Here is a 26,929-nt window from a genome sequence, read left to right as displayed (position 1 = left end):
TTTGGCTGACCTACTTCTTCGCTACAAGGAACACGCGCTGACGCTGCTGCTTATCACCATTTCCCTGATCCTGATCTCCGCCAGCAGTAACCAGCAGCTCCGTTCTTTCCGCACCATTTCGGTGGGGATTGTGGCTTCGGTGCAAGAAGCCTTCAGCTGGGTTCCCAACCCCTTTGCGTTGGAAAGCGAAAACCACGCGCTGCGCCAACTGAACAAGGACCTTTCCGCGCAAGCAATGCAGCTTCGCGAGGAAGCGGTGAAGGCCGAGAAGTTCAAGGCGATGCTGGAATTCAAAGAGAAATCCCCCATGAAACTGCTGGCAGCCGAAGTGGTGGGGAAAACCATCATCCAACTTCGCAACACCGCAACGCTGAACGTTGGGACCCGCGACGGGGTGAAAGAAGGAATGCCGGTGATGACCGAGCGGGGATTGGTGGGAAGAATTGTTGGCCTGAACGACCGCTACTCCATCGTCCAATTGCTGGTGAATGTGGACACCCAAGTCCCCGGGCGAATGCTGGGAAGCCGCAACGAAGGGATTGTGACGTGGGAGCCGAACGGGGTGATGGTGATGAAATACGTCCCCACCGCGCTGAAGCAAAAAAAGGGGGACACCGTTGTCACCTCCAGCCAATCCATCTACTTCCCGGAGAACATCTCCATTGGCGTAATCACCGATGTTCAGGAGGAGCAAGGGACGCTGTTCGACCGCATTATCATTGAGCCAGCCGCCAACTTCGCAACGCTGGAGGAAGCGTTTGTGGTGCTCCACAGCCCCGACGAAGCACGGCTGAAATTGGAGCAATCGTTTCTTGAGGGGGAGCAACAGCGGACCGAGGGAGGAAAGGACTGACAACAATGCCCACCACCTACTCAAATCTGATCTGGTACACCATCAGCGGGTTGCTGTTGTTGTTGGTGCAGCTTAATCTGGGCTACATCACCGTGCAGGGGGTTGCCCCCGATCTTCTGGTGATCCTGATTGCCGTGATTGCCCTGCGCGAAGGGCAGTTTATTGGGATCATTGCCGCGTTCATGCTTGGCTTGGCGTTCGATGTCATCAGCAGCAACATCACCGGAACGAACGCGCTGGCAAAGGTGGTGGCGGGGTTTGTGATTGGCCACTTCTACAACGAACAGCTAAGCCTGCAGCAATCCATTGGGACCTTCCGGTTCCTTCTGATTGTTGCGTTCGGCGCAGCCATCCATAACCTCATCTTCGATTTCTTTTACGTTCAGCCAACCGACCTTTCGCTCTGGTCCTTCTTCCTTCGCAGCGGCGTTGCCGGAACCATGTACACCGTTGTGGTGGCAAGCCTTGTGATGCTTGTGGCCGCACGGAAAAAAGCATGGTAGCGGCTCCGCGACGAAGTCGGGGTAGCGGCAGGTCTTTAGCCTGCCAATACTACGGTGGCGGCCACCCTTGCATTCCGTTGTTTTGCTTGTAGCCGAAGGCTAAAGACCTTCGGCTACCCCTTCTATCAATCCCGACGGAGGTCGGGGCGGCTCCCCCTTCTATCAATCCCGACGAAGTCGGGGTAGCGGCAGGTCTTTAGCCTGCCAATACTACGGTGGCGACCACCCTTGCGTTCCGTTGCTTCACACCGAAGGCTAAAGACCTTTTATCAATCCCGACGGAGGTCGGGGGGCTACCTTTGCAGTGGCTGTCCCGACGAAGTCGGGGTAGCGGCAGGTCTTTAGCCTGCCAATACCACGGTGGCGGCCACCCTTGCATTCCGTTGTTTTGCTTGTAGCCGAAAGCTAAAGACCTTTTATCAATCCCGACGGAGGTCGGGACGGCTACCTATCAATCCCGACGAAGTCGGGGTAGCGGCAGGTCTTTAGCCTGCCAATACTACGGTGGCGACCACCCTTGCGTTCCGTTGCTTCACACCGAAGGCTAAAGACCTTTTATCAATCCCGACGGAGGTCGGGGGGCTACCTTTGCAGTGGCTGTCCCGACGAAGTCAGGGTAGCGGCAGGTCTTTAGCCTGCCAATACTACGGTGGCGGCCACCCTTGCATTCCGTTGTTTTGCTTGTAGCCGAAGGCTAAAGACCTTCGGCTACCCCTTCTATCAATCCCGACGGAGGTCGGGACGGCTACCCCTTCTATCAATCCCGACGAAGTCGGGGTAACGGCTCCGATCTTTATCGGAGCCCAGTAACCAAACACCGAAGATCACACCGAAGGCTAAAGACCTTTTATCAATCCCGACGGAGGTCGGGACGGCTACCCTTACGGTAGCCAGCCCGACGAAGTCGGGGTGGCGGCCACCCTTGCATTCCGTTGCTTTGCTTCACGCACCGAAAAAACAACAGGCGCAGAGTTCCGTGTTGAACTCTGCGCCTGTTCTGTTTTGCTTTTGTGGGAAGCACCCTTTCTAACCCTTACTCCACCTCATCAAAAAATGGAGTAAGCCCCACTTGTTTGGCGTAGAACTCGTGCGAGATATCGAGCGTGAGTTTCTCCCCATTCACGTTGGCGGTTGCGGTTCCGGTCGCGCCAATCCACGCGCCCAACACCACTCCATCTTGCTCCAACTTCAGCTCGCCAGTAAGGTTCCCTTTCATCCCGGTAATGGCTATCGGTTTTGGGAAGAGCGAGAGGGTTCCGGTTTGTTTGGCGGAACTGGCAATCGGCGCGGTGAACCGCAGCCGCTGGCCCAGGCTATCGTTCAGCAACGTTGTGGTTGCGGTGGATTGGAACGTCAGGCGGTCCAGCACTCCGCTGAATTTCTGCTGCATCGGCGTGTTCATCGCCACGGTTTGGCCCAGCGGAAGCAGCCCGCGCCACGGCAGCAGCATCCATGCCAAGTATTCGGGATTGCACACCTGCGCGATGCGTCTGCGCGAGAATTCGGCATCGGGAATGCCGGGCGTTTTGGCTTGCTCCTTCACGTCGTCCAGGGCCGGGCTGGTGGTTTTTACGATCTGGCCGTACGGGGTAATCTGGAAGGAGACCATCCGGTTGATCAGCACCGACGGCGCAAAGACTTCGCGGTGCCGAATCACCGACTGCGACGGCATTTGCTGGGTGTTGAAGTAGATATAATCGCCACTCAGCTTGTTGCTGAAATCAATTACCATCGAGTCAACGTTCGTCTCGATCTTCATCAGCTTCTGTTTTTTGTCCAGCAGGACCTGGCGCATCGTCACGTAGTAGCGGACGTTCCGTTCGGTGCTGTCCTGTATCTCCCCTTTGGTGTCGCGCGCCACCATCTTCACCCGCTCGCTGAACTCGTAGGCAAACACCGCATTCCCCCGCAACGGAGGTCCAAAACTGAACTTCTCCGGCTTGGCGTCCGGCTTGGCGGTTCCGGCTTCTTGCGCAGCTGCTGGCTGGGCGAACATCTGGGCGAACATTGCTGCGGCAACCAGCAGAAGCAGCAGCGGAAGGTTGCGGCGGGTCATCGTTGCGGTCGTCATCATACTGGTCAGGGAAAATCGGGAGTCGGTTATATCAGTTAAAGAAAAGCGATTGGTGGGAAAGGGGAACTCCGTTGCGGCTTGCTGGTTCACACGCTGGGGAACCCACGATCAACGAAGTTCCGCTTCCCCATCGGCTTACACCAATTCGCGCTCGGCAAAGAAGAAGCCGATTTCACGCAGGCCGTTTTCCACCGAATCGGAGCCATGCACGGCGTTCTCCCCTTTGCTTGACGCGTGGACTTTGCGGATTGTTCCTTCGGCAGCTTCGGCGGGGTCCGTTGCGCCAATCAGTGCGCGGTAGTCGGCAACGGCGTTCTCCTTCTGAAGGGCGACAACCACCACCGGTCCGCCCGACATGAACTCGACAAGGCTTGCATAAAATGGGCGTTCGCGGTGAACTTCGTAGAAGCGTCCGGCATCGTTGCCCGACATCTGGATCATCTTCAATCCCAGGATGTTGAACCCTGCGTCAGTAATCATGGCGATGATCTGGCCAATCACGTTCTTGCGGACTGCGTCCGGCTTGATAATGCAAAGTGTGCGTTCCACAGTGGTCTGTTCGGTTATCTGGTTTGTGTTGGATATTGTTTGATTTGTTCGGACTGTTGCGGGGCCTACTCCACCGGATAGTTCCGTGTGGTCCAGCCGCGCCACCCTTCGCTCATGGAGCGGACGTTGGTGTAGCCCATCCGCTGCAACGCATCGGCAGCAAGGGCCGAGCGGAAACCGCCGCCGCAGTAAAGCACCATTGGCGTTTCGGCATCGGGGGCGGCCTTCTCGATGTCCCGCTCAATCACCCCTTTTCCAAGATGAATGGCCCCGGCGATATGCCCCGCCTCCCACTCTTTATCCTCACGGGTATCAATCAACAAGAATGCTTCCCCCCGCTGCTGCATCGCCAACGTTTCTTCTGGGGTGATCTCCACCACGCGCTCTTTTGTCTCTTCTACAATTTTCAGGAATCGCTGGGAATGGAGCATCGGCGGCTTGGTTGAATGCGTGATTGAATTGGGCTGATGATTATGCGGAGCAAAAGCGCGTACGATCCGGCTGGTTACGAAACCGGGGCGCTCCGTCGGACGTTGATCTTCCGGAGCGACCCCGAGCTTCTCTGCGCTACTATGCTAACACAGGAATTGGCCGTTTTGTTAGCAGATTTATTTTTTCGAAGAATTTTTCTTCTTCGCGGGGATCGCCTTCTTTGCCGAAGCAACCGCTGGGGCAGCCTTCACTGGGGCGGCCTTTGCTGCGGCATCAATCTTTGATTCCGGCTTGGCTGCGGCTGGCGCGGCGGCGGCGGGCTTCGTTGCAGCGGGTTTGGCTGGTGCAGCGGGTTTGGCCTCGGCTTTGGGGGCCGCTGGTGCGGCGGGCTTGGCGTTGTTCCCTTTTTTGGCTTGCAGCTGCTTCAGCACCGTTGCGCCCATTGTGGCCGGGGAGTCCACCGTGGTGATGCCTGCGGCCTGCATGGCTTCATACTTGGCATCGGCGGTCCCTTTTCCGCCGGAGATGATGGCCCCGGCATGGCCCATCCGGCGGCCCGGAGGCGCGGTGCGTCCGGCGATGAACCCAACCACCGGCTTCTTCACGTGCTTGCCGATATACTCCGCCGCTTCCTCTTCGGCCGATCCGCCAATCTCCCCAATCATGATAATCGCCTCGGTCTCTGGGTCTTCGTTGAAGAGCTTGATGGCATCAAGGAAGGAGGTCCCGTTGACCGGGTCGCCGCCGATGCCGATGCAGGTGGTTTGGCCCAAGCCAACATCGGTTAGCTGCTTGACGGCTTCGTAGGTAAGGGTTCCGGAGCGGGAGACCAGGCCGACGTTTCCTTTCTTGTGGATGAAGCCTGGCATGATCCCAATTTTGCACTCATCGGGGGTGATGATGCCCGGGCAGTTTGGCCCAATCAGCCGTGTGTTGCTCCCTTTCAGGTACGATTTCACCATCACCATATCTTGCACCGGAATGCCTTCGGTGATGCAGATGACAAGGGGAATCCCGGCGTCGGCGGCTTCCTTGATTGCATCGGCAGCAAACGGAGCCGGAACAAAGATCACCGAGGCATTGGCACCGGTGGCGGCAACGGCCTCGCTAACGGTGTTGAACACCGGAACCGCACGGATAAATTCCGCTGGGTGATACTCCGTTCCCCCTTTGCCCGGCGTAACACCGGCAACCACGTTGGTGCCGTACTCCAGCATCTGCGATGCATGGAAGGTCCCCTCGCTTCCGGTGATCCCTTGCACCAGAACTTTCGTGCTTTTGTTGACTAAAACGCTCATGTTGAAAGGTACTGTATGTGTTGTTGCTGAAGTGCTATTTCAGGAAGAACAAACATACGAAAAGGGGATCGGCAGGCTTGCCGCCCAACTGTTCCAAACCGAAAAGCAGGAGGGGAAAACGGGGGAAATCGCAGAGGTTTACCGATCGTTAAAGGGCCATCGGCGCGGGGAAATGGATGGAGCTTTTAGCGTGACAGGCACGCACCCGCACGGCGCGGAAAAGCCCTTGCGTGGCAGTTCTTTCTAATCCAACTCCATCCCCTGGTACATCGCCTCGATCTGCTGGGCGTAGGCCTTCTCCACCTCCTTCCGCTTGACTTTCAGCGTTGGGGTCAGCAGGTGGTTCTCCACGGTGAACGGCTCGGCAAGAAGATCAAAACGGCGCACCCGCTCGAATGCCGACAGGTCCCGCTGCAGCCGCTTGATGTCGGCCTCCACCGCCAGCACCGCCGCGTCGTAATCAAGCACCTGCTTGCGGACGGCCATGTCGTGGATATCTCCAACGTTGATCCCTTGCGATTGCAGCACCTCCTTCAACACGTCGAAGTCGGGAACGATCAGTGCGGTTAGGTAGGGGCGGTCGTCGCCAATCAGCATGATCTGGTCAATCAAGGGGCTGTGGAGCAGCGTGGACTCAATCGGCCCCGGCGCAATGTTCTTGCCGCCACTGCTTACCAGAAGGTGCTTTTTGCGGTCGGTGATTTTCAGGTAGCCCTCGGCATCCATCACCCCAATGTCGCCGGTGTGCAGCCAGCCTTGCGGGTCAATCGCTTCGGCGGTGGCTTCGGGGTTGTTGTAGTAGCCTTGCATCACGTGGGGACCGCGGGTTAAGATTTCGCCATCGCTGGCAATCATCACCTCAACATTCGGCAGCGGCTTCCCGACGGTTCCCAGCCGTGGCCGGGTGTACGGGTTGGCACTGATCACCGGGGAGGCTTCCGTCATCCCGTAGCCCTCGACAACCGGAAGCCCTGCGGCAAAAAAGAACTCACCCACGCTGTGGGGAAGCGCGGCCCCGCCGCTGACAAAGAACCGAATCCTTCCCCCCATCTTCTCCCGAATTTTTGCAAACACCAGTTTATCGGCCAGCGCGTACTTGCCGGCCAGCACCACTCCCGGCTTCTTCCCCGCTTGCTCCAATCGGAACTTCTCAATCCCCACGCCCAACGCCCATTGGAACACCTTGCGGTTTTTCTCCGGTCCTTCGGCCACCTGCTTTTCCACCCCGGCTTTAATCCGCTCGAACAGGCGCGGCACGCTGGTCATCAAGGTTGGGCGGGCTTCGGTAAGGTTGGTGCGGACCGTGTCAATCGAGTCGGCAAAGGCGATGGTGGCCCCGCACGCCATGCAGGTGTAGTAGCCGCCAAGCCGCTCGTAGGAATGGCAAAGGGGCAAGTAACTCAGCACCACGTCCGATTCGGTAATGGCCGGGAATGCCGCCGCTGCCCCCTGGATATTCGCCACCAAATTCCCGTGCGACAGCACCACCCCTTTCGGGTGGCCGGTGGTTCCGCTGGTGTAGATCAGCGTCAGCATATCGGAGGGTTCAATCTCCGCAATCAGATTGTTCAGCTGGCCCGGCAACGCGGCGGAAAGCCGTTGGCCATCCTCAAGCATTTGTTGGAAGGAGATGATCTTCCGCCCGGCGGCCTCCGGCTGGCGTGCGGCAAGCTCCGGCTGCATCACAATGATGTGGTGGAGCGTTGGGATGTTCGCCACCACTTTCAGCAGCTTGTTCAGTTGCAGCTGGTTGCTGCAAACCACCGCTTTCACCCGCGCATCGTTGAAGATATACTCCACTTGGGCGGGGGTAAGGATTGGGAAGATGGGGACATCGGCAATGCCGCTGCAGGCGCAGGCCAGATCCGTGACAACCCACTCAAGCCGATTTTCCGACATCAGCCCGATATGGTCCCCACGGGAAACCCCCAGCGAGCGGAGCGCCAGCGCAAACGCTTCCACTTGTTGGTGAAGCTGCGGGTAGGTGATGTCGGCATACTTGCCGGCAACCTTCCGTTGGAACGCTGGCTTGGTGCTGGTGCCGAAGTGTGCAACCACCCCGGCAAACATCCCAGCAATGGTGTTGAAGCTCGTCAGCAGAGGCATGGCATCCTCCCCACCCGAAAAAATAGTTGATGGATTTGTTGCGCTACTCGCCGTCGCTGCGAGAGTTGGAGACCTTCAGATGCCTGGCCCGGCCAATCACGGCAAACTGTGTTCGGTCAATCATCGCGCCGATCTCAGCCGCGGTCTTTTTCCCGTAGAATTTCTTCACCACCGCATCTTCTTCCTTCACCCAGGGGCGTGGCTGCACGCGCGGGGTGGTTAGCTCTAACTTCTCCAGCCGCATCCGCACCGCCGGAAGGGTCCGTTCCAGCAGTTCGCCCAGCTCGCGGGCGGTGGTGGTGGGATAGAGTTGGCGAAGTTGCTCATCTTCCTGCGGGGTCCATGGGCGGTTGTTGGGGCGGGGGTGATAGCCGAATTCGCGCGCAACCCTCAGCACCTGCGAGTGCGCAACCTTTAGCTGGATGGACATATTCAGCATGCTGATCTCCCCCAAATTCTTTTTGATCCATCTCCGTTCCTGCGCGGTCATTTTTCGGTGGGCTTTGCTGAGGCCAATTCTGCCGGCTTTGATCTCCACCGCGTCAATCGTGCGGTCAAGTTCGGCGGCAAGTTCGGCGGAGGTGGCGGTTCCGTAGTGCTTCCGCAGCCACTCAATCTCCTGCTTGGTCCACGGGCGCGATGTGGCGTTGGTGAGTTTCAGGGTAATCAGCCGCTGGCGCACCGACATTTCGGACCGCCCTAATTTTTCGGCGATATATCCGGCCGTTCGCTTGGCGTAGTTGTGCTTCACGAAGACATCTTCGCGGTAGGTCCAGCGTTTCCCGGGCCCGTTCACTTTCAGCCGAAGCGCGCGTTGTTGGATGCTGGCACGGGGCCGCCCCAGAAGCTCCATCAAGTAGGTGGAGCCTTTGGTGGGATACCATTTTTTCAGTTGCGCATCTTCTTCTGCGGTCCACTCGCGGCGTTGGCGGGGTGGAACCGGTTTGCGCGAACGGGAGCTTTCCCACGTGTTCGGTTTCAGCGTCCGTGGTTGGGCGTTGTTGGAGGATCGTTGGCGTTGCACTTGCGTTTGTGTGATTGCTAAAAAATGGATTCTGCGGGGAATGTTCGTTGCGCAGGATGGGGATCCCAAAGTGGGAAGCCTGGCTACGGCATCCGCACCACCTTAACTTTCTGAACCATTGGGATGTTGGAGAGTTCGGCGAGCGTTTCTGCTGGAAGGTCGCCATCAATTCGGATGACGGTAAGGGCATCGTCGGACCCATCGCGGCGGCCAAGCGAGACATCGCTGATGTTGATGCTCCGTTCGGCAAAGGTTCCACCAATCGCCGCAAGCACGCCGGGGCGGTCGGCACCGCGCAGCATCACCATCACCCCGGAAGGGACGATATCTAACCAAAGGCCATCCACCATCACCAACCGAACATCGTTGCGCCCAAACAGCGTCACCGCAGCATGGTGTGGCGGCTGGCCGTTCAGCCCCTCAACCGTCCCGGAAATCAACATCTGGTAGCGTGGATGCTCCCCTTCCCCCACCGCCTGAAGGGTGATTCCGGCATCAGCCGCAAGCCGTGCCGCATTGATCTCATTCACCACCCCGCTCAGGCGTTGGCGCAATATTCCCGCCAGCAGGGCAGCCTCCAACCCTTGCATAATCTGGGTGGCATCGGTTCCGTGAACGGTCAGGTTGAAGGTGTGCGAATCGGGACCCCCAAGCTGGGAGAGCAATTCGCCAAGCAGCCGTGCGGCGTGCATCATCGGGCGGGCCGCGCTCATCAGGCTGTCCTCCATTCCATTGGCGTTCACCACGCCGCGCGCGCCGCGCCCTTCAAAGAACTCCGCCATCTGCACGGCGATGTCCACCGCAACCCGCTCTTGTGCTTCGTGGGTGCTGGCGGCAACGTGCGGGGTGGCCACCACGTTGGAGTGGTCAATCAGTGCCGAGGGGAAGGCCACCGGCTCGCTGCTGAAAACATCCAACGCCGCGCCGGCAATCTGGCCGGTGTTCAACGCACCAAGCAGTGCGGCTTCGTCAACGATACCGCCGCGAGCGCAGTTGATGATGAACGATCCGTGCGGCATTCGGGCAAGCTCGGCTTCGCCAATAAGCCCGCGTGTGGAGGCCGTCAGGGGGATGTGGATGGTGATGATCTGGCACGATTCCACCATCTCCTGGAAAGTGGTTGGCTCAAGCCCCAACGCCCGGACAGCATCGGGGGAAAGGACGGGATCGTAGCCCACAACGTGCGCCTGGAACGAAGCGATCCGGGCGGCAACTTCGCGCCCAATCCGCCCCAATCCCAACACCCCAACCCGCTTGCCAAACAGCTCGGTTCCCACAAATGTTTTCCGGTCCCACTCCCCACGGCGCAGGCTTGCGTTGGCCGCGGGGACCTTCCGCAGCAGCGACATCAGCATGGCAAGGGTGTGTTCGGCGGCGGAGATGGTGTTCCCCCCCGGAGTGTTCATCACAACGATTCCACGCTCGGTTGCGGCAACCACATCAATGTTGTCAACGCCGGCACCGGCGCGGCCAATGGCCAGCATTCTGGGCATTGCTTCAATCATCCCGCGGTCCACCGTCACGGCACTGCGGACGATCATTCCTTCGTAGTTGGGGAGCATCTCCAGCAACTCCTCGCGGGGGATTCCAACGGCCCGAACCGTTTGGATTCCGTGGGCATTCAGCACCGCATCGCACTTGCGGCTGACGTTATCGGCAATAAGCACTTGCATCCGTTACGCCCCCTCCTGCCGTTTCCGTGCCGCTTGGTTAAAGACCCCTTGCGCCGCAGCCAGTCCAGCCCCTTCTGGATGTTGATGCCCGATATCACTTAAGGCGCTTTCCATGGCGAACAGGATGCTGAGCATATCGGCTTCGTCGTAGTATCCCAGATGCGAGACGCGGAAGATTTTCCCTTTCAAACTCTCCTGCCCTGCGGCCACCGTCACGTTGTATCGCTCCTTCAGCAGCTTCATAAACGCTCCTCCATTTTCTGGCAGTGTGATGGAGGTGACGGCGTTCGAAGAAGGGGAGGCGAACAGCCGCAGCCCCACCGCTATTGCCCCGGCGCGCAACGCCGAAGCCAAGCGGTCGTGGCGTGCCCAGACGTTTTCCACCCCTTCGTTGCGGATCATCTGAAGGGCTTCGTCCAATCCCAGCATCAGCGTGATTGCTGGGGTCCAGGGGGTGTCGTCGGCCTTCAACGCGGTGCGGGCTTGGGCAAGGTTGAAGTAAAATTTGGGAAGGGTTGAGGTGCGGTTGAACTCCCAAGCGCGCTGGCTTAGGGCGATGAACGCAAGCCCCGGAGGAATCATCAGTCCTTTTTGCGAGCCGGTGACGACAACATCCAACCCCCAATCGTCGAAACGCATTTCGTGGGCACCAACGGCGGTGATGCCATCCACCATCACCAGCCCTTCATACCCCTGCTGGCGAAGCTGGGCCGCGATTGCGCGAACATCGGTGAACACGCCGGTGGAGGTCTCGCTGTGGGTTAGGCAAACGGCCCGCGTTGCCGGATGCTGAGCCACCATTTGTAGAACCTGTTCGGCGGTTGCGGCGGTTCCCCACGGGACGGCAAGCTGGTGGGCGGTTACGCCGTAGGCGCGGGCAATCTCACCCCAGCGTTCGCCAAACTTTCCTCCATTGATAAACAGCAGTTCCTCCCCCGCCGACAAGGTGTTGACGATTGCGGCTTCCATTGCGCCGGTTCCGCTACTGGTCAGGGTCAGCACCGGCTGGGTTGTGCAGAACAGATATTGCAGGTTATCGCTGACGCGGCGGAGGACGTTGCGGAATTCATCGGTGCGATGGTGGATAATCGGCTGCGCCATCCGTAGCATCACGTGCTCCGGCACAGGTGTGGGGCCTGGCGTGAAAAGTCGGGTTTTCATGGAACTCTCCTGGTGGTTGATTACTTGCGCCGCAAGCAATGATTGGCTTCCCTTTCCCCTCGGTTGTTCTTTACTTTTTCATCCTTCCCCTTTTCCTTTCAGCCATGCTTCCAACGTGGCAAGCAGCGCGGGAAGGTTATGTTTGGTTTGGCTGGAGAAGGGGAGGACATCCACGCAGAAGCGGTAATCGGCAAGAAGCGTTTTCACTTCCTGGCGGCGAAGCTCGGCCTGCGTTGCGGAGATTTTGTCGTGTTTGGTTAGCACCACCACAAAGTGGCGGCCAATGGATTCAAGATACTGGAACAGTTCGCGATCCAGTGCGGTTGGTTCGTGGCGAATATCCACCAGCGAAGCGATCAGCCGAAGCTGCTGGCGATTGCGGACGTAGGTGTCAATCAGCTTTCCCCATTCTTCGCGCTCGGTTTTGGCAACTTTGGCGTACCCATATCCCGGAAGGTCCACGAAATGGAACCGGCTGTTGACGCGGAAGAAATTGATCTGCCGAGTTTTTCCCGGGGTGGCACTGACTTTTGCCAGCTTATTCCGCCCGGCTATCGTGTTCAGCAGCGATGACTTCCCGACGTTCGAGCGCCCGGCAAAAGCAACTTCGGCAAAACTGGTGTTGGGGAATTGGCTGGGGGAAGCGGCACCGATAATAAACTCGGATGTAGTGATACGAAGCATTCGGTACGTCCGTAAGCAAACGCTGCCGCGCCATAGCGACACGGCAGCATGAGAATGATTTCAAAGGGAGATGGGAGGGGAGACAAAGCCAAGCCGTGGCCAAGTGCTGGCTATTCGTCGTCGTCGTTGTCCCATCCGCCGCGCCGGCTTTCGGAGCGGTCGTAGCGGTCACCACCGCGCCCGCCACGGTCGCGGTCACGATCGCGATCACGGCCACGATCGCCACCGCGGCCACCGTAATCGCCGCCACCGCCGTAACCACCACCACGATTACCGTCACGATTACCATCGCTTCTTCCTTCACCACCACGATACCCGCCGCCGCCGTAGCGGGGCCGTTCCTCGCGTGGGCGTGCCTCGTTGACGGTTAGGGAGCGGCCACGCCACTCCTTGCCATTCATTTCTTGGATTGCACGCTGGCCATCTTCGTTCTGCTCCATTTCAACAAATCCGAACCCACGCGAACGCCCGGTTTCGCGATCCATAACAATGCTTGCCGACACTACCGTGCCGTACGGCTCGAACGCTTCGCGCAGTTCCTGGTCGGTGACCGCAAAAGCGAGGTTTCCAACATAGATGTTCATTACTGCCACGGGAATATGAAGGTTGATTGAGGAGAGGGTTGCTGGGCTGACTGGTAACACAGTAGTCTGGTAACGGCGAAGCACTTGAACCGGCAGCACACGAACGGACCACCAATGATTAGGAAACCCTGCAAACGACCAAGCCTTCCATACTATCGGGTAGGAAGGCTTGGCGGCAAAAATTGGAATGTTTTACAACTTGGCCAAGCATTTTTTTTGCTAAGCCATAATTCCCAGTGCGGTTATTCTTTTGTTGGCTCCCCTTCGGCTGGAGCTTCGCCGGTTTCGGCGGCCGGAGCTTCGGTAGCAGGGGTTTCAACCGTTGGAGCTTCGGCAGCGGATTGTTCCATTTCAGGAGCTGCTTCGGCGGTTGCTTCGGTCTCCGCAGCGGCTTCGGCAACTGGCGCGGCGGCTTGGGCTTGCTTGGCTTCAAGCTCGGCCTGTTTTGCGCGGCTGCGGGCAACCCGTTCGGCGCGGGAGAGCATCCGTTTTGCACGGCTGCGGACGGCGTTGTCGTCGCGCTCGGTGTTGTAATCCACCAGCTCAAGGATTGCCACCCGTGCACCGTCGCCGATACGCTGGCCCAGCTTTACCACGCGGGTATAACCGCCCGGACGCTCGGCAACTTTTTGGGCAATCTCGCTGAAGAGTTCTTTCAGCACCGCAGCGTCGTTGATGTCGCGGGCAACCACGCGGCGGGCATGGATGTTGGTGGCGCTGCCAGCCTTCTCGGCCAAATATGCGTTCTTGGCGCGAGTGATGATCGCCTCGGCAAAGCGGCGGGCTTCCTTCGCTTTTGCTTCGGTGGTGCGGATGCGCTTATGGCGCAACAGCGAGACCGTCAGGGCACGCAACAACGCACGGCGGTGGCTTGCTGTCCGCTTTAATTTTCTGCCTTCTACGTTATGTCTCATGGGTATGTTCTCTCTCGGAAAAAAAATGCGTTAGCTGGCCGCAGAGCTTTGCAACGCAGTTGCGTCGGTTACTTGCTTTCTTTCTCTTCTTTCAGGTAGCGGTCAATATCCATGCCGAATGTTAGCCCGAACTCCTGGATGATCTCGGTCAATTCCGCCAGCGACTTGCGCCCGAAGTTGCGGAACTTCAGCATCTCGCTTTCTTGGCGGCCAACAAGGTCGGCAATGGAATTGATATTGGCGGCCTTCAGGCAGTTGTGCGAGCGCACCGAAAGCTCCAGCTCGTCCACCGTGGTCAGAAGAATCCGGCGAATGCGGCTGATCTCTGCTTCCTTCGATTCCTCTTCTTCGGCAATCTGTGCTTCCTGGGCATCGAAGTTTAGGAACAGCTGGATATGGTCGCGCAAGATTTTTGCAGCGGTTGCCAGCGACTCCTCCGGCGAGATTGATCCGTCGGTCGTGATGTCAAGGGTCAGCTTCTCGTAGTCGGTTTTTTGGCCAACACGGGTTGGCTCAACCAAGTACCGAACGTTCAGGACTGGCGTAAAGATGGAGTCAATGGGGATCATCCCCACAGGCATATCCGGCTGGCGATTTTCCTCGCTTGGGACGTAGCCTTTTCCACGCCCAATCCGAAGCTCGATGCTCATGGTTACGCCACTGCTCAGCGTTGCGATGTGATGTTCGGGGTTCAGAACCTCGAACGCATCGGTGGCTGCTTGGATATTGGCTCCGGTAAAATCACCAGCACCGCGAACGTCGAACGCGATTTTATTGACCTTTTTGTCAATCTGCTTCAGCCGAATCTCCTTTAGGTTCAGGATGATTTCGGCCATATCCTCGGTGACACCGGTGATGGTCTGGAACTCGTGAAGCACGCCATCAATTTTAATGGCGGCAATGGCGCATCCCGGAATCGAAGCCAACAACACGCGGCGGAAGGCGTTCCCAATCGTGGTCCCGTATCCCTCTTCCAGCGGTTGCAGAACGAACCGTCCGAAGGTCTGGCTCCGTGTAGCTTCATCAAGCTGAACCCGTTCGGGCATCTGCATCAGCGCACTGATTGGCGCAGTCATTTGATCTGTCAAGGCTAACCTCTGCGTTCAGGTTCGTGGGGAAGTGTCAGCGGCTGCGAATTTCTCTTCTGTCCGTTCATTTGCCGATCGGCGAGCCAATCGGCATGGCATCACGCTATTACTTGGAGTACAACTCGACGACCAACTGTTCGTTGGCGTTCATCGGGATGTCGGCCCGCTCCGGCGTGTTCAGGTAGGTCCCTTTCAGCATAGTTTTGTCCAGCTGCAACCAAGCCGGGATTTGGCGTTCGGAAACGCGCTTCAGCGACTCGGTGATAACCTCAAGTTTGCGGCTTTTTGGACGAACGGTGACAACGTCGCCCGGCTTCAAGATATAGCTGGGGATATTGACCAACACGCCATTGACCATCAGGTGGCGATGCAGCACAAGCTGGCGCGCAGCCGAACGTGAGCTGGCAAACCCCAAGCGATAAACAATGTTGTCCAAGCGGCTTTCCAGACGCTTCACAAGGTTTTCGCCGGTGACACCACGCTGGCGCGAGGCCTTCTCGAAGGTCAGGCGGAACTGGCTTTCCAGCAGGTTGTACATCCGCTTGATTTTCTGCTTCTCGCGAAGCTGCGTGCCGTATTCGGTCACCTTGGCGCGGCGTGCGTTGCCGCTTCCATGCTGACCTGGCGGATAGTTGCGGCGCTCAATCGGACATTTCTCCGTGTAGCACTTCGCCCCCTTTAGAAACAGCTTCTGGCGCTCACGGCGGCAAAGCTTGCAGACTGCATCGGTATATCGAGCCATTGAGAAAAACTATGATGGAAGGACTTCGTTCTACTGTTCGTGTGCGATGTTAGACGCGACGGCGTTTTGGCGGACGGCAGCCGTTGTGCGGCAACGGCGTTGTGTCGGTGACGGTCAGCACCTCCAGCCCGGCCTGCTGCATGGCACGCACGGCGGCCTCGCGGCCCGACCCCGGCCCCTTGACGAAGACATCGAGCTTGCGAAGCCCCATGTCGTAGGCCTCCTTGCAAGCATTCTCGGCACAGACCTGTGCGGCATACGGGGTGTTCTTGCGCGAGCCACGGAAGCCGTTGCGCCCGGCAGAACTCCAGCTTAATGCGTTGCCATAAATGTCCGTCACCGTTACGATGACGTTGTTGAAGGTTGCCTTGACGTAGGCCTTGCCATGGACGTCGGCAACAACTTTCTTTTTCCGTTTCTGCTGCGTTGACTTTGCCATTCGTGTATCGTCTCGGAAAGAGGATCGTAAAAACGTTTGCTATTGGCGGAACATTGCTTGCAGCGTTGGGGTGCTTCGGCAGTGCGAAGCACCCTTGCTGCATGATTTTATCGCTTATTTTTTGCCGGCTTTCTTCTTGCCAGCAACCGTCTTGCGGCGGCCCTTACGGGTGCGCGAGTTGGTGCGGGTGCGTTGGCCACGCACGGGCAGCCCACGGCGGTGGCGCAGTCCGCGATAGCAGCCAATGTCCATCAATCGTTTGATGTTCAGCTGCACTTCGCTGCGGGCAGCACCTTCCACCTTGTAATCGTTCTGGATCAGCAGGCGGATACGGTTGACTTCCTCATCGCTTAATTCCCCAATCTTTTTGGAAGGGTCAACCTCAACGCTCTGCAAAATCTTCATTGCCGTTGTTGGGCCAATGCCGTAGATGTACGTCAGCCCAATACGTGCGTGCTTGTTACGCGGCAGATCAACTCCAGCAATACGTGCCATGAAATTCGGACAGTAGTTATGTAGTTCTCAGATTCTTGTTCAATTGCGTTCCCCCAGTAGCCAAAAACTTCTGGGCGAACCTTCAGGGCTAATTACCCTTGGCGTTGCTTGTGCTTGGGGTTCTTCTTGCAGATAACGCGCACCACCCCTTTGCGCTTGACGATCTTGCAGTTGTCGCAGATCTTCTTGACCGAGGCTCGGACTTTCATGGTCTGGTCTATCGTGTAGAATGAATGGTTCGATTACGTTCCCACCTACGCCGCTTTTCCCAAGCTACTTGTAGCGGTAGGTGATGCGCCCCTTTGTTAGATCATACGGCGACAACTCTACCGACACCTTATCCCCTTGGAGAATCTTGATGTAATTCATCCGCATTTTGCCGGAGATGTGCGCCAGTACTTCATGGCCGTTTTCCAGACGAACCCGGAACATGACATTCGGAAGGACTTCCGTCACAACTCCATCAACTTTGATTGCGGACTGCTTCCCCATAGGCAGATACTGCTTCCTGTTCTGGTTGGTTTTATGCGTGCGCTGTTAGCTCTTCAATTCGTGTGTGCCGTGTCAGCACCTCCGCTTCGCCGTGGCGCACCACAACGGTGTGTTCGTAGTGGGCCGATGGCTGGCCGTCGGCGGTCACGATGGTCCACTGATCCGCTTCGGTCTCCACCTTGTAGGTGCCGGCATTGACCATTGGCTCGATGCAGATCACCATCCCTTCTTGCAGCGGTGTGTTCCGATAGCTGTGCCGTTGGAACGGCCCCGGGACAAAGTTCGGAATTGCTGGCTCTTCGTGAACTGTCGTTCCAATCCCGTGCCCCACCAAATCCCGAACCACCGTGAACCCGTTGCTTTGAACGTGCTGCTGGACTGCTTTCGAGATGTCGAACACCCGGTTGCCAACAACCGCTTGCTTGATGCCCAACCACAATGCCTCGTGTGTAACGTTCATCAGCTTCTGCTGAAGCGGGCTTGGCTGGCCGATCATGTAGGTGACAGCACTGTCGCCATAATATCCAGCTTTCTTTACCCCAACATCCAGCGAAACCAAGTCGCCATCGCGCAGTTCGCGGTTGTTTGGCAAGCCATGAACCACCGCATCGTTCACCGAAACGCAGAGGGTGTTCGGGTAGGTCAGCCCATGGACAACGTGCCCTTTGAATGCCGGTTCGGCTCCGCGTGAATGGATATACTCCTCGGCAATTTCATCTAATCGCAGGGAGGTCATCCCCGGCACCATAAAGTCTTTCAGCAGAGCCAGCACCTCCGAGACAATCGCACTTGCTTCGGCGATCAGTGCGATCTCCTCGGCAGTCTTTATCATCCCTGTGGTAATGGATCCCATGGTTTGACTTTTACAATCTTATTGGATCTGCCCACTTGCTTGGCGACCCCGCAGTTTCCCACTCTTCATAAAGCCATCGTAATGGCGCATCAGCAAGTAGGATTCAATCTGCTTCAAGGTGTCCAGGGCAACGCCAACAATAATCAGCAAGCTGGTCCCGCCGAAGAACGCAGCGAACTCGCCACTAACGTTCAAGCTGAGCACAAACGCTGGCAGAATAGCCACCAGTGCAAGGAAGAGCGAGCCGGGGACGGTCACCTTCGTCAGGATATTGTCAATGTATTCTTCCGTTGGCTTTCCGGGACGAATGCCCGGGATATACCCACCATTCTTCCGCAAGCGTTCAGCCACATCTTTGGGGCTGAAGACAATCGCCGTGTAGAAGAAGGTGAAGAAGATGATCATCAAGGCAAGCACCACCGAATAGACCAGTCCCTGGTGTTGGAAGTGCGTGTTGATATAATCGCCCACGCTGGTTCCGGGGAACGCTTGCCCAATCAGTTGGGGCAAGAACATCAGCGTTTGCGCAAAGATGATCGGCATCACGTTGGCCGTTACCAGCGAGATTGGGAGGTACTGCGTTGGGGTGCTGTACGACTTGTTCCCCACCTGCCGCTTTGCATACTGAACCGGGATCTTCCGCATGGCTTGGGTGAACAACACCACCGCAGCGATAACGGCCAACAACAACGCGATAATCACAATTTCAATAACAACCCGCGCAGGGCTGGTGGAGGCTATTGCGAACTCCTGCTGAATAGCAATCGGCAAGCGTGCGATGATGCCGATGAAAATGATCAGCGACGTTCCATTGCCAATTCCCCGCTCGGTAATCTGCTCGCCGATCCACATCAGGAAGATGGTTCCGGCGGTCATAATGAACGCTGCGGCCAAAATGAACAGCGGACCTTGCAAGGAGACCGGAACAACCGGAGCCCCACCCCCAGCATCAATGTTTTGGATGCTGATAGCAATGGCAATTCCCTGGGCAAAGGCCAATGCTACGGTGATGTAGCGGGTAATCGTGTTAATCTGAACGCGCCCTTGTTCCCCTTCCTGCTGCAATTTCTGGAAGAACGGAACCACCGCCGTCATCAACTGGATGATGATCGAAGCGGAGATGTAGGGCATGATCCCCAGCGAGAAGATTGAGGCGTTGGAGTACGCCCCCCCCACAAATTGGTTGAAGAAGCCAAACAGGGTGTTGGCATCCCCAGCAACGTTTGCTCTATCAATTGCGGCAACGTCAATGCCGGGAACAGCAATAAACGAGCCAACGCGAACAACAAGAAGCATCAGCCCAGTGAAAATGAGCCGCTGCTTCAGTTCTTCAATCTTGAACGCGTTGCGAACAGTATCTATGAACCTAGCCATTGATGGTTACCGTTCCGCCGGCTTGCTCAATTTTTGCTTGAGCCGATGCCGAGATTTTGTGGGCAGTGACGGAGAGTTTTGCGGTGATGTCGCCATTGCCAAGGATTTTGATTGGCTGGCTCCGTTTGGAAATTGCACCGATAGCGAACAACGCTTCTGGGGTGACAACTCCGTCGGCCAGTTGGCCGGCATCGGCAAGCTCTTGCAGCCGGGCAACGTTCACCACTTGGTATTCAACACGGAACGGGCTTTTGAAGCCGAACTTTGGAACGCGGCGTGCAAACGGCATCTGGCCGCCCTCAAAGTTCATTTTCCCCTCGTAGCCAGAACGTGACTGGTGGCCTTTATGGCCGCGCGTGGAGGTTCCCCCACGGCCCGAACCCTGGCCGCGTCCGACACGTTTTTTGGTCTTGGTGGCTCCGTCCGGGGAGCGAAGCATTCCTAAATGATTCGACATCGTAGCTATCCGTATTGAAGCGGGTTGGAAAATTCTTCGGTTGAATCAGCCGTTGCAGCGGCTTAGCCGTTGACTGGCTCGACTTTCACAAGGTGGCGCACCACCGTCAACATTCCGCGAAGCTGCGGAGTGTCGTTGTGAACACGGGAATAATTTGGGCGACCAAGCCCAAGCGCAGCAATCGTCCGTTTTTGTTTTTCTGGGCGATCAATGATGCTGCGTATCTGCGTGATCTTTACTTGTGCCATGACTGCGTTACTGGATGGACGTTGTCGGTTGGGAATTATCCTTTCAGCACTTTGCTGACCGGGATGCCGCGACGCATACTGACCGATTGAGCATCGTCCAGGCCCATCAACGCATGCAGCGTGGCCTTGACGGCATTGTGAGGATTGGAAGAACCCTGGCTTTTGGTCAGAACATCCTGGACCCCAGCGGCTTCCAACACCGCACGCACACCGCCGCCAGCAATCAAGCCGGTTCCCGGGGTGGCTGGTTTCAGAAGCACCTTGCCGGCACCATACTTTCCGAAGACCTCGTGGGGAATCGTATGCCCCAGAAGGTTCACGGCCACCACATTCTTTTTGGCGGCTTCGGTTGCTTTGGTGACGGCTTGCGCCACTTCGCGGGCTTTGCCCAGCCCGACACCAACGTGCCCGGCTCCGTCGCCCACCACCACGATTGCACTGAAGCCGAATCGGCGGCCACCTTTCACAACTTTTGCCGTGCGGTTGACTTTTACAACCCGGTCCTTCAGTTCCAGTTCAGATGTTTTTGGTTTTACCACTGCCTGTGTGCTGTTAAATGTCCTGCAAAAAAAGTTGTTCGGCACTGCGCCCTATGTGCTTCTTACCGAAGCATTGCTTGCGAAAGCGGGGGGCGAAGATACGGGGATTCGGCTGAAATTCATCCTTACCCGCCGTTGCCAGCGATCATCGTTACAGTTGAAGCCCAGCTTCGCGTGCGCCGTCGGCCAGGGCTTTTACGCGCCCGTGATACAGGTAGCCGTTGCGGTCGAACACGGCACGCTCAACATTTTGCTCCTTCAGCCGCATGGCAATGGCCTTGCCAACTGCCACGCTTACCGCTTTCTTCCCCCCTTCGCCGCTGACCGTCCCCTTGACAACCTCGTCGTTCAAACTGCAAGCCGAAGCAAGGGTTCGCCCGTTTAGGTCGTCAATGGCCTGAACATAAATGTGTTTCAGGCTGCGGAAGACGCTCAGGCGCGGACGCTCAGGCGTGCCACGCAATTTCTTGCGGATGTGAACTTTGCGTCGCGAGTGACGCTGTTGTTTGCTCTGTGCGCTCATGGTCTCTATCTACTGTCTTCTGCTGTTGACTGAATTCTCTGCGTCGGCGTATGGAAGCAAGGCTGGGAAAGAACGATAGATTATTTACCAGCCGATTTGCCTGCCTTGCGGCGGATTTGCTCGTTCTCGTACTTAATCCCCTTCCCTTTGTATGGCTCCGGCGGACGGAAGGAGCGGAGCTTTGCCGCCACTTGGCCCACCAACTGCTTATCAATGCCTTTGATAACAATTGCCGTTGGCTGCGGAACCTCGATCGTGATGTCGGATGGAGGGAAGAAGAAGATCGGATGGGAGTATCCGATGTTCATCTGCACCGCTTGTCCTTTTAGTTCGGCACGATACCCCACGCCGACGATATCCAAGCGGCGGGAGTAGCCTTCGGTAACGCCCTGAACCATGTTAAAGATCAAGGTACGCATCAGCCCGTGCGCCGCACGGCTGATGGCAAGATCATTGGGGCGGGTTACCACCACTTCGTTGTTTTCGATAGCCACATTCACCGCTGGATGCAGCGGGGTGGACAGCTCCCCTTTTGGTCCTTTGACCATGATAGCGCCGTCGGTGAGTTTCACCGTAACGCCGTTGGGGATTGCGACTGGTTTTTTGCCAATACGTGACACAGCTTCTACCCTTTACTATCTACAAGGTTCAGGAAAAATTCGTGCGCATACGCGCCCCTCTCTCTCTGGTTATTCTGCAAGCATCGGTTCCGGTGGGGTTGCCACACGAAGGGTGCTTACCAGACGTAGCAGAGGACTTCGCCACCGATGTTGCGGCGGCGGGCTTCTTTGTCGGTCATCAGCCCTTGCGAGGTGCTGATGATGGCGATACCCAGACCATTCTGCACGCGCGGCAACTCTTCTGCCGAAGTGTATCGGCGCAGGCCCGGGCGGCTAACGCGGCGAAGCCCCAACACGGATGGTTTGCCATTGACATAGCGAAGCGTTAGGCGTAGCCAGCCTTGTGGCCCTTCGTCTAGCTTCTCAACGCCGGCAATAAATCCTTGATCCTTCAGGATTTCTGCCAGACCCGCCTTCATCTTCGAGGCTGGAATCTCCACCACCTTATGGCGCGAGTCGGCTGCGTTGCGGATACGCGTAAGGAAGTCTGCAATCGGATCGGTCATTGTTCTCGGAAAACTTTCTGTTGATGATCGCGAACAAGATGCGTCTGCGATCCCCCGGCATGATTGGGGGATACCCACCTTTTGTAGCGGGAATGGTTACCAGCTTGCTTTACGGATTCCTGGGATTTTGCCATCCAGTGCAAGCAACCGAAGCTGGTTACGGCACAACCCGAATTTGCGATAGTAAGCGCGTGCACGCCCAGTAAGGGAGCAACGGTTGTGCAGGCGAACCGCCGAGCTGTTCCGTGGCAACTTTGCAAGTGCCTCGTAGTCTCCTTCGGCTTTGTATTTGGCGCGGAGCTCGGCGTATTTCTCCACCATTTGCTTCCGCTTTACTTCCCGTGCGATAAGGCTTTTACGTGCCATAACTGTGTGCGATCTCTATCGGTAATGCCGTGAAGGTTCTCTATCTCTATTTGCCTAATGCTGGTTGCTTAGGCCTCGGCTCCTTCGCGCTTGCGGAAGGGGAATCCCATCTCCTTCAGCAGTGCGTAGGCTTCTTCGTCGGTGGTGGCGGTGGTGACGAACGAGATGTCCATCCCATCAATGCGAAGCACTTTGTCCACATCAATTTCTGGGAAGATGATCTGTTCCTTCACCCCCATCGAGTAGTTGCCACGGCCATCGAACGAACGGTCCGGAAATCCACGGAAGTCGCGGATACGTGGCGCAGCAATCGAGACAAAGCGGTCGAAGAATTCGTACATCCGTGCCCCACGCAGCGTGACGCGGGCACCAATGGCCACCCCTTCGCGTAGCTTGAAGTTCGAGATGCTGTTCTTGGCTTTGGTGACCGCTGGGCGTTGTCCCGCAATCAGCTGAAGCTCATCCACCGCGGTTTGCAGCAGTTTCTGGTCGCCGGTTGCATCCCCAACGCCACGGTTCAGCGTGATCTTTACCAAGCGCGGAACCTGCATGATGTTGGCGTAGCCAAACTGCTTCATCATCGCGGGGACAACCTGCTCGCGGTATTTCTGGACCATCCGTGGGGCAACGGCCTCAACGGTTGCCACAACGTCTGGACGCGAACCGCCCCCTTGTGATTCCTGCTTCTGTTTTTTCTCTTTTGCCATTGCTCTCTATCTATCAATCAATGGGTTGGCAGCGTTCAGTTTTTGAAATCGGTACCGGATGCCTTTGCGTAGCGTGTGCGGATGGTCTTGCCATCTTTCTGCTCCACACGCACGCCAACGCGGGTTGCTCCACCATCTTTGGGATCGGCCAACATGACGTTGCTGATATGAATCGGCATGGTCTTGTCGTGGATGCCCCCTTGTGGGTAGGTGGAGTCAGCGTTTTTGCGATACGCCCGGCGGGCAACGTTGATTCCTTCCACCAACACCCGCCCAGTTTTTGGATAGACCGCAATCACGCGGCGTGGGCGTTCGGGATCGGCATCGGCACCAGAGATGACGATGACTTCATCCCCTTTTTTGATCCGCGTGGTTACTGCTTTTGTGTTCTTCATGGCTTACAACACCTCCGGCGCAAGGGAGATAATCTTCATGTAGTTGCGGTCGCGAAGCTCGCGGGCAACCGGGCCAAAGATGCGGGTTCCGCGTGGCTCGCCCTGGTTGTTCAGCAGCACCGCAGCGTTTTCGTCGAAGCGGATGTAGCTGCCATCGCGGCGGCGGGTTTCCTTTTTGGTCCGCACGATCACTGCCTTCGAGACATCCCCTTTCTTGACGTTGCCCCCGGGGATCGCGCTTTTTACTGCCACGACGATGACATCGCCAATGCCAGCATAGCGGCGGTCGTGGCCGCCCAGCACGCGGATGCATCGGACTTTGCGTGCGCCGGAGTTATCGGCGACGACGAGATTGGTTTCTTCCTGAATCATTGTTGCCTCACAAAGTCTGCTGTCGTTTGGCCCTAGGGCATCCCGTGTACTGCTGTGATGCGTACGGGGAAACTCACCATCGTTGCCGCCCTGACGTTCCAACCATTGCGTTTGCCGCGCTGCTTGGATGATGATGTGATGTTAAAATCGTTTTGCTTGGAGCGTTGCTCCGTTCGTTTTGCTGGCATCGTTTGCCGTTGGCTGCGTGCCTGCGCAGCCCGCATTGCCAGGGGTCAGCGCGCCGTGGTATTACTTGGCGCGTTCAACGATCGTGTCCACTGCCCAACGTTTGCGGGCGCTTAGCGGACGGGTCTCGATAATGCGGACGGTATCGCCGACTTTGCAGTCGTTGGTCTCGTCGTGCGCCATGTACTTCTTGGTTTTGTTGAAGTACTTTTTGTACAGCGGATGACGAACGCGACGCACCACCGCGACCACAATGCTCTTCTGCATTTTATTGGAAACCACGGTGCCAATGCGGGTCTTGCGGCGGCCTTGTTGTGGAGCCGCGGCGGTGGCCACTGCGGTTGCGGTTTCCTCTCCCATCAAATTCAATGGGTCGTGGGTTGCTGTTTCGGTTGTCGGCTGATCCATTTCTTCGGACATAGCGTCAATTCGGAAAACGTGATAATGCTCTTCTGACTCTCGAATCAATGCTTTCAGCCTTTTGCTGCAAGCTGGCGTTGGCGCTGAATGGTTTTCAGCCGGGCAATGTCGCGGCGGACGATGCGGATGGTGGAAGGTTCTTCCAATTGGCCCACCGCTTTGCGGAATCGCATATTGGTTAGCGATTCTTCGCTTCGCCGGATCTGGTCCTCGAGTTCGTTATCAGTCAGTTGCCGCAAGTCGGCTGGTTTCGTCGGCTTCATGGTTGTTCAGTCGGTCTCTTCAGTGTTGATCGGTGCGTCGCTGTGGCCGCAGCGTGGCGGCCATTTCCCATGAATCACTCGGCCTGGTAATCAGGGCGCGTGACGATTTTGGTTTTGCATGGCAGCTTGAAGCTGGCAAGGCGAAGCGCTTCCAGCGCGATGTCGTTGGCGACACCGCCAACTTCAAACATCACCCGCCCTGGTTTCACCACTGCCACCCAGAACTCTGGGCTACCTTTACCGGAACCTTGACGGGTTTCGGCTGGCTTCTTGGTGACCGGCTTATCCGGGAAAATGCGGATCCAGATTTTTCCGTCGCGGCGCATCCGGCGGCTAAGCGCGATACGGGCCGATTCGATCTGGCGGCTGGTGATCCACGCTGGCTCCATTGCCTTCAGGCCATGCGTTCCAAAGTCAATGCTGGAACCGCGATAAGCCTTGCCGGTCATACGCCCGCGCTGGGTCTTGCGATATTTGACTCGTTTCGGCAGTAGCATGATAAATATCCGTAGTCGGTAATTCGCTGAATAATCTTACACGTTGATCGGCTGCTGGCCAACAACATGCCCTTTGCAAATCCAAACCTTCACCCCAATCGCCCCTTGCTTGGTTTGGGCCGTGGCCTGTGCGTAGTCAATGTCCGCACGCAAGGTGTGCAGCGGCACGCTCCCTTCTTTGTACTGTTCGGTGCGGGACATATCCGCGCCACCAAGCCGGCCAGAGAGAAGGATACGAACCCCTTCGGCACCCATCCGCATTGCCGAGGCAAGCGACTGGCGCATTGCGCGGCGGAATGCCACACGCCCTTCAAGCTGCTGGGCGATGTTCTCGGCCACCAAGTAAGCATCAAGTTCCGGACGCTTGATCTCATGGATCAAAATTTTCACGTCCATTTTTGCTACCTGGCGGACTTCTTCCTCAAGCTGAGCGATCTCCTTGCCGCTGCGGCCAATCACCACGCCGGGGCGGGATGTGTGGATCGTCAGGCGCATCAGTTTTGCCGTGCGCTCGATCACGATGCGGCTGACACCGGCCCGCTTCAGACGGTTGCGGAGGTATTTCCGCACCATCATGTCGTCGGTCAGTTTCTGTGCAAAGTTCTTCTCATCATACCAGTTGGCATCCCATGAACGGATGATGCCAAGCCGGAGTCCAATTGGATTCGTTTTCTGTCCCAAGACGGTTCTCTGCTGGTTTCGCGTTGAACGAAGGTTCCTTGTGATCTTTCTATTTCCCGGGGTTTGCCGCTTGCGCGCCGCCCTGGGAGTTGTGCGCCAGTTACTTTGTTCCCACCACAATGGTTAAGTGGTTGGAGCGTTTCCGCATCCGGTAGGCGCGCCCTTGCGGGGCCGGAAGCATCCGTTTCATGGTGACGCCTTGGTCCACGAAGACTGCTTTCACGAAGATCGCATCTTCATCAAGGCTTCCACGGTCGTCTTTATTCATCAGGTTGGCAACCGCTGAACGGAGCGTTTGCTCGGCAGCAAGGGAAGCGCGGTTTGGCATAAAGCGCAGGATGTTCAGCGCTTCGTTGGCGTTCTTGCCACGAATCAGGTCAATCACCAATCGCATTTTGCGGGGTGAAGAACGGATGTTGCGTCGTTTTGCGCGTGCTTCAAGCATGATTCTATCCTTTCAGAACGCCAGCCGTTGCTGGCCAAATGGTCTCTGGTTCGTGCTTCGTGGATTCTTGCTTACTTCTTCTTGTCGCCAGAGTGTCCGCGGAAGTTCCGCGTTGGCGAGAACTCGCCCAACTTGTGCCCCACCATGTTTTCGGTAACGTACACCGGGATAAATTTTTGCCCGTTGTGCACCGCGAACGTATGGCCCACAAAATCGGGGGCAATCGTTGAAGCACGCGCCCACGTTTTCACAACGCGCTTCTGGTTCTGGTTGTTCAACGCCTCGACCTTCTTGATCAGATTGGCATCAACATAGGGGCCTTTCTTAAGCGAACGTGCCATTGATGATTCGGTAATTACTGGTTCA

The 26,929-nt window shown here is 57.0% G+C and carries 38 protein-coding genes; 3 read left to right on the top strand and 35 right to left on the bottom strand.

Translation table 11 applies throughout. The annotated features are described in order from the left end of the window. The first annotated feature begins 1 nt into the window (after window position 1). Together mreC and mreD are read left to right on the top strand one after the other, a co-directional pair. Window positions 2–853 (top strand): rod shape-determining protein MreC, encoded by an 852-nt coding sequence (gene mreC / locus IPM61_09320; protein MBK8911513.1) that lies wholly within the window; start codon window positions 2–4, stop codon window positions 851–853. Between the two features lie 5 nt (window positions 854–858). Continuing rightward, window positions 859–1,356 carry a rod shape-determining protein MreD gene (gene mreD, locus IPM61_09315; GenBank protein MBK8911512.1) on the top strand — a complete coding sequence of 166 codons (498 nt, stop codon included), beginning with the start codon at window positions 859–861 and terminating at the stop codon, window positions 1,354–1,356. A 1,033-nt stretch (window positions 1,357–2,389) separates the two neighbouring features. Here the strand turns inward: mreD and IPM61_09310 are convergent. From IPM61_09310 to sucD, 4 genes are all read right to left on the bottom strand, one after another. Beyond that, window positions 2,390–3,430, bottom strand: coding sequence for a hypothetical protein (locus IPM61_09310; GenBank protein MBK8911511.1), 1,041 nt, complete (start codon window positions 3,428–3,430; stop codon window positions 2,390–2,392). A 135-nt stretch (window positions 3,431–3,565) separates the two neighbouring features. Then, window positions 3,566–3,979, bottom strand: a complete 414-nt coding sequence (gene ndk, locus IPM61_09305; GenBank protein ID MBK8911510.1) for a nucleoside-diphosphate kinase — start codon at window positions 3,977–3,979, stop codon at window positions 3,566–3,568. Between the two features lie 65 nt (window positions 3,980–4,044). After that, window positions 4,045–4,410, bottom strand: coding sequence for a sulfurtransferase (locus IPM61_09300; protein ID MBK8911509.1), 366 nt, complete (start codon window positions 4,408–4,410; stop codon window positions 4,045–4,047). A 177-nt stretch (window positions 4,411–4,587) separates the two neighbouring features. Continuing rightward, a complete protein-coding gene (gene sucD / locus IPM61_09295) occupies window positions 4,588–5,709 on the bottom strand; it encodes a succinate--CoA ligase subunit alpha (GenBank protein MBK8911508.1) in 1,122 nt (373 codons plus the stop codon). On the opposite strand from sucD, the gene IPM61_09290 reads away from it, so the two are divergent. Further along, the gene (locus IPM61_09290; GenBank protein MBK8911507.1) at window positions 5,693–5,956 is read left to right on the top strand and encodes a hypothetical protein; all 264 of its coding nucleotides are present in this window, start codon (window positions 5,693–5,695) and stop codon (window positions 5,954–5,956) included. The genes sucD and IPM61_09290 overlap by 17 nt on opposite strands. Here the strand turns inward: IPM61_09290 and IPM61_09285 are convergent. The 31 genes from IPM61_09285 to rpsS form a co-directional block, all read right to left on the bottom strand. Beyond that, window positions 5,953–7,815, bottom strand: coding sequence for a long-chain fatty acid--CoA ligase (locus tag IPM61_09285; protein ID MBK8911506.1), 1,863 nt, complete (start codon window positions 7,813–7,815; stop codon window positions 5,953–5,955). The genes IPM61_09290 and IPM61_09285 overlap by 4 nt on opposite strands. 43 nt (window positions 7,816–7,858) lie before the next feature. Beyond that, window positions 7,859–8,839 (bottom strand): hypothetical protein, encoded by a 981-nt coding sequence (locus tag IPM61_09280; protein ID MBK8911505.1) that lies wholly within the window; start codon window positions 8,837–8,839, stop codon window positions 7,859–7,861. 83 nt (window positions 8,840–8,922) lie between these two features. Next, entirely contained in the window at window positions 8,923–10,512 is a 1,590-nt protein-coding gene (locus IPM61_09275; GenBank protein MBK8911504.1) for a phosphoglycerate dehydrogenase, read from the bottom strand. 3 nt (window positions 10,513–10,515) lie between these two features. Beyond that, on the bottom strand, window positions 10,516–11,673 hold the full coding sequence (locus tag IPM61_09270; GenBank protein MBK8911503.1) for an alanine--glyoxylate aminotransferase family protein: 1,158 nt from the start codon (window positions 11,671–11,673) through the stop codon (window positions 10,516–10,518). 78 nt (window positions 11,674–11,751) lie between these two features. Further along, complete coding sequence (locus IPM61_09265) at window positions 11,752–12,357, bottom strand: YihA family ribosome biogenesis GTP-binding protein (protein MBK8911502.1); 606 nt, start codon at window positions 12,355–12,357, stop codon at window positions 11,752–11,754. Window positions 12,358–12,467: 110 nt separating this feature from the next. Further along, on the bottom strand, window positions 12,468–12,941 hold the full coding sequence (locus IPM61_09260; GenBank protein MBK8911501.1) for an RNA-binding protein: 474 nt from the start codon (window positions 12,939–12,941) through the stop codon (window positions 12,468–12,470). 242 nt (window positions 12,942–13,183) lie between these two features. Next, on the bottom strand, window positions 13,184–13,855 hold the full coding sequence (gene rplQ, locus IPM61_09255; protein ID MBK8911500.1) for a 50S ribosomal protein L17: 672 nt from the start codon (window positions 13,853–13,855) through the stop codon (window positions 13,184–13,186). Between the two features lie 68 nt (window positions 13,856–13,923). Further along, window positions 13,924–14,931, bottom strand: a complete 1,008-nt coding sequence (locus IPM61_09250; GenBank protein MBK8911499.1) for a DNA-directed RNA polymerase subunit alpha — start codon at window positions 14,929–14,931, stop codon at window positions 13,924–13,926. 118 nt (window positions 14,932–15,049) lie between these two features. Then, entirely contained in the window at window positions 15,050–15,685 is a 636-nt protein-coding gene (gene rpsD / locus IPM61_09245; GenBank protein MBK8911498.1) for a 30S ribosomal protein S4, read from the bottom strand. A gap of 49 nt (window positions 15,686–15,734) precedes the next feature. Further along, window positions 15,735–16,124 carry a 30S ribosomal protein S11 gene (rpsK, locus tag IPM61_09240; GenBank protein MBK8911497.1) on the bottom strand — a complete coding sequence of 130 codons (390 nt, stop codon included), beginning with the start codon at window positions 16,122–16,124 and terminating at the stop codon, window positions 15,735–15,737. A gap of 114 nt (window positions 16,125–16,238) precedes the next feature. After that, entirely contained in the window at window positions 16,239–16,619 is a 381-nt protein-coding gene (rpsM, locus tag IPM61_09235; protein ID MBK8911496.1) for a 30S ribosomal protein S13, read from the bottom strand. Between the two features lie 92 nt (window positions 16,620–16,711). Then, a complete protein-coding gene (gene rpmJ, locus IPM61_09230) occupies window positions 16,712–16,828 on the bottom strand; it encodes a 50S ribosomal protein L36 (GenBank protein ID MBK8911495.1) in 117 nt (38 codons plus the stop codon). A gap of 64 nt (window positions 16,829–16,892) precedes the next feature. After that, window positions 16,893–17,111: a translation initiation factor IF-1 gene (infA, locus tag IPM61_09225; GenBank protein MBK8911494.1), complete on the bottom strand. Its 219-nt coding sequence runs from the start codon at window positions 17,109–17,111 to the stop codon at window positions 16,893–16,895. 31 nt (window positions 17,112–17,142) lie between these two features. Then, window positions 17,143–17,943 carry a type I methionyl aminopeptidase gene (gene map, locus IPM61_09220; protein MBK8911493.1) on the bottom strand — a complete coding sequence of 267 codons (801 nt, stop codon included), beginning with the start codon at window positions 17,941–17,943 and terminating at the stop codon, window positions 17,143–17,145. A 39-nt stretch (window positions 17,944–17,982) separates the two neighbouring features. Next, window positions 17,983–19,338 (bottom strand): preprotein translocase subunit SecY, encoded by a 1,356-nt coding sequence (secY, locus tag IPM61_09215; GenBank protein MBK8911492.1) that lies wholly within the window; start codon window positions 19,336–19,338, stop codon window positions 17,983–17,985. Further along, on the bottom strand, window positions 19,331–19,795 hold the full coding sequence (gene rplO / locus IPM61_09210; GenBank protein ID MBK8911491.1) for a 50S ribosomal protein L15: 465 nt from the start codon (window positions 19,793–19,795) through the stop codon (window positions 19,331–19,333). Before rplO ends, secY begins: the two co-directional genes overlap by 8 nt. Window positions 19,796–19,857: 62 nt before the next feature. After that, the gene (gene rpmD, locus IPM61_09205) at window positions 19,858–20,043 is read right to left on the bottom strand and encodes a 50S ribosomal protein L30 (GenBank protein MBK8911490.1); all 186 of its coding nucleotides are present in this window, start codon (window positions 20,041–20,043) and stop codon (window positions 19,858–19,860) included. Window positions 20,044–20,078: 35 nt separating this feature from the next. Then, entirely contained in the window at window positions 20,079–20,582 is a 504-nt protein-coding gene (gene rpsE / locus IPM61_09200; protein MBK8911489.1) for a 30S ribosomal protein S5, read from the bottom strand. Window positions 20,583–20,733: 151 nt separating this feature from the next. Then, a complete protein-coding gene (locus tag IPM61_09195; GenBank protein ID MBK8911488.1) occupies window positions 20,734–21,105 on the bottom strand; it encodes a 50S ribosomal protein L18 in 372 nt (123 codons plus the stop codon). An 80-nt stretch (window positions 21,106–21,185) separates the two neighbouring features. Then, complete coding sequence (gene rplF / locus IPM61_09190) at window positions 21,186–21,725, bottom strand: 50S ribosomal protein L6 (GenBank protein ID MBK8911487.1); 540 nt, start codon at window positions 21,723–21,725, stop codon at window positions 21,186–21,188. A 116-nt stretch (window positions 21,726–21,841) separates the two neighbouring features. Beyond that, window positions 21,842–22,231: a 30S ribosomal protein S8 gene (rpsH, locus tag IPM61_09185; GenBank protein ID MBK8911486.1), complete on the bottom strand. Its 390-nt coding sequence runs from the start codon at window positions 22,229–22,231 to the stop codon at window positions 21,842–21,844. 96 nt (window positions 22,232–22,327) lie between these two features. After that, window positions 22,328–22,597 carry a 30S ribosomal protein S14 gene (gene rpsN, locus IPM61_09180; protein MBK8911485.1) on the bottom strand — a complete coding sequence of 90 codons (270 nt, stop codon included), beginning with the start codon at window positions 22,595–22,597 and terminating at the stop codon, window positions 22,328–22,330. Between the two features lie 68 nt (window positions 22,598–22,665). Continuing rightward, entirely contained in the window at window positions 22,666–23,304 is a 639-nt protein-coding gene (gene rplE, locus IPM61_09175; protein MBK8911484.1) for a 50S ribosomal protein L5, read from the bottom strand. 35 nt (window positions 23,305–23,339) lie between these two features. Next, window positions 23,340–23,699 (bottom strand): 50S ribosomal protein L24, encoded by a 360-nt coding sequence (gene rplX, locus IPM61_09170; protein MBK8911483.1) that lies wholly within the window; start codon window positions 23,697–23,699, stop codon window positions 23,340–23,342. A 3-nt stretch (window positions 23,700–23,702) separates the two neighbouring features. After that, complete coding sequence (gene rplN, locus IPM61_09165) at window positions 23,703–24,071, bottom strand: 50S ribosomal protein L14 (protein MBK8911482.1); 369 nt, start codon at window positions 24,069–24,071, stop codon at window positions 23,703–23,705. Between the two features lie 249 nt (window positions 24,072–24,320). Beyond that, the gene (gene rpsQ / locus IPM61_09160; GenBank protein MBK8911481.1) at window positions 24,321–24,617 is read right to left on the bottom strand and encodes a 30S ribosomal protein S17; all 297 of its coding nucleotides are present in this window, start codon (window positions 24,615–24,617) and stop codon (window positions 24,321–24,323) included. 113 nt (window positions 24,618–24,730) lie between these two features. Then, complete coding sequence (gene rpmC / locus IPM61_09155; protein ID MBK8911480.1) at window positions 24,731–24,940, bottom strand: 50S ribosomal protein L29; 210 nt, start codon at window positions 24,938–24,940, stop codon at window positions 24,731–24,733. Window positions 24,941–25,014: 74 nt separating this feature from the next. After that, window positions 25,015–25,437: a 50S ribosomal protein L16 gene (gene rplP / locus IPM61_09150; protein ID MBK8911479.1), complete on the bottom strand. Its 423-nt coding sequence runs from the start codon at window positions 25,435–25,437 to the stop codon at window positions 25,015–25,017. Window positions 25,438–25,473: 36 nt separating this feature from the next. Next, on the bottom strand, window positions 25,474–26,118 hold the full coding sequence (gene rpsC / locus IPM61_09145) for a 30S ribosomal protein S3 (protein ID MBK8911478.1): 645 nt from the start codon (window positions 26,116–26,118) through the stop codon (window positions 25,474–25,476). 100 nt (window positions 26,119–26,218) lie between these two features. Further along, complete coding sequence (gene rplV / locus IPM61_09140) at window positions 26,219–26,563, bottom strand: 50S ribosomal protein L22 (GenBank protein MBK8911477.1); 345 nt, start codon at window positions 26,561–26,563, stop codon at window positions 26,219–26,221. 71 nt (window positions 26,564–26,634) lie between these two features. Beyond that, window positions 26,635–26,904, bottom strand: coding sequence for a 30S ribosomal protein S19 (gene rpsS, locus IPM61_09135; protein ID MBK8911476.1), 270 nt, complete (start codon window positions 26,902–26,904; stop codon window positions 26,635–26,637). Window positions 26,905–26,929: the final 25 nt, after the last annotated feature.

The sequence above is a fragment of the Chlorobiota bacterium genome, assembly GCA_016710285.1.
Classification (GTDB): Bacteria; Bacteroidota; Ignavibacteria; order OLB7; family OLB7; genus OLB7.
The sequence above is the reverse complement of the archived record's forward strand: the minus strand, read 5'-3'. Positions and strand labels throughout refer to the sequence as shown.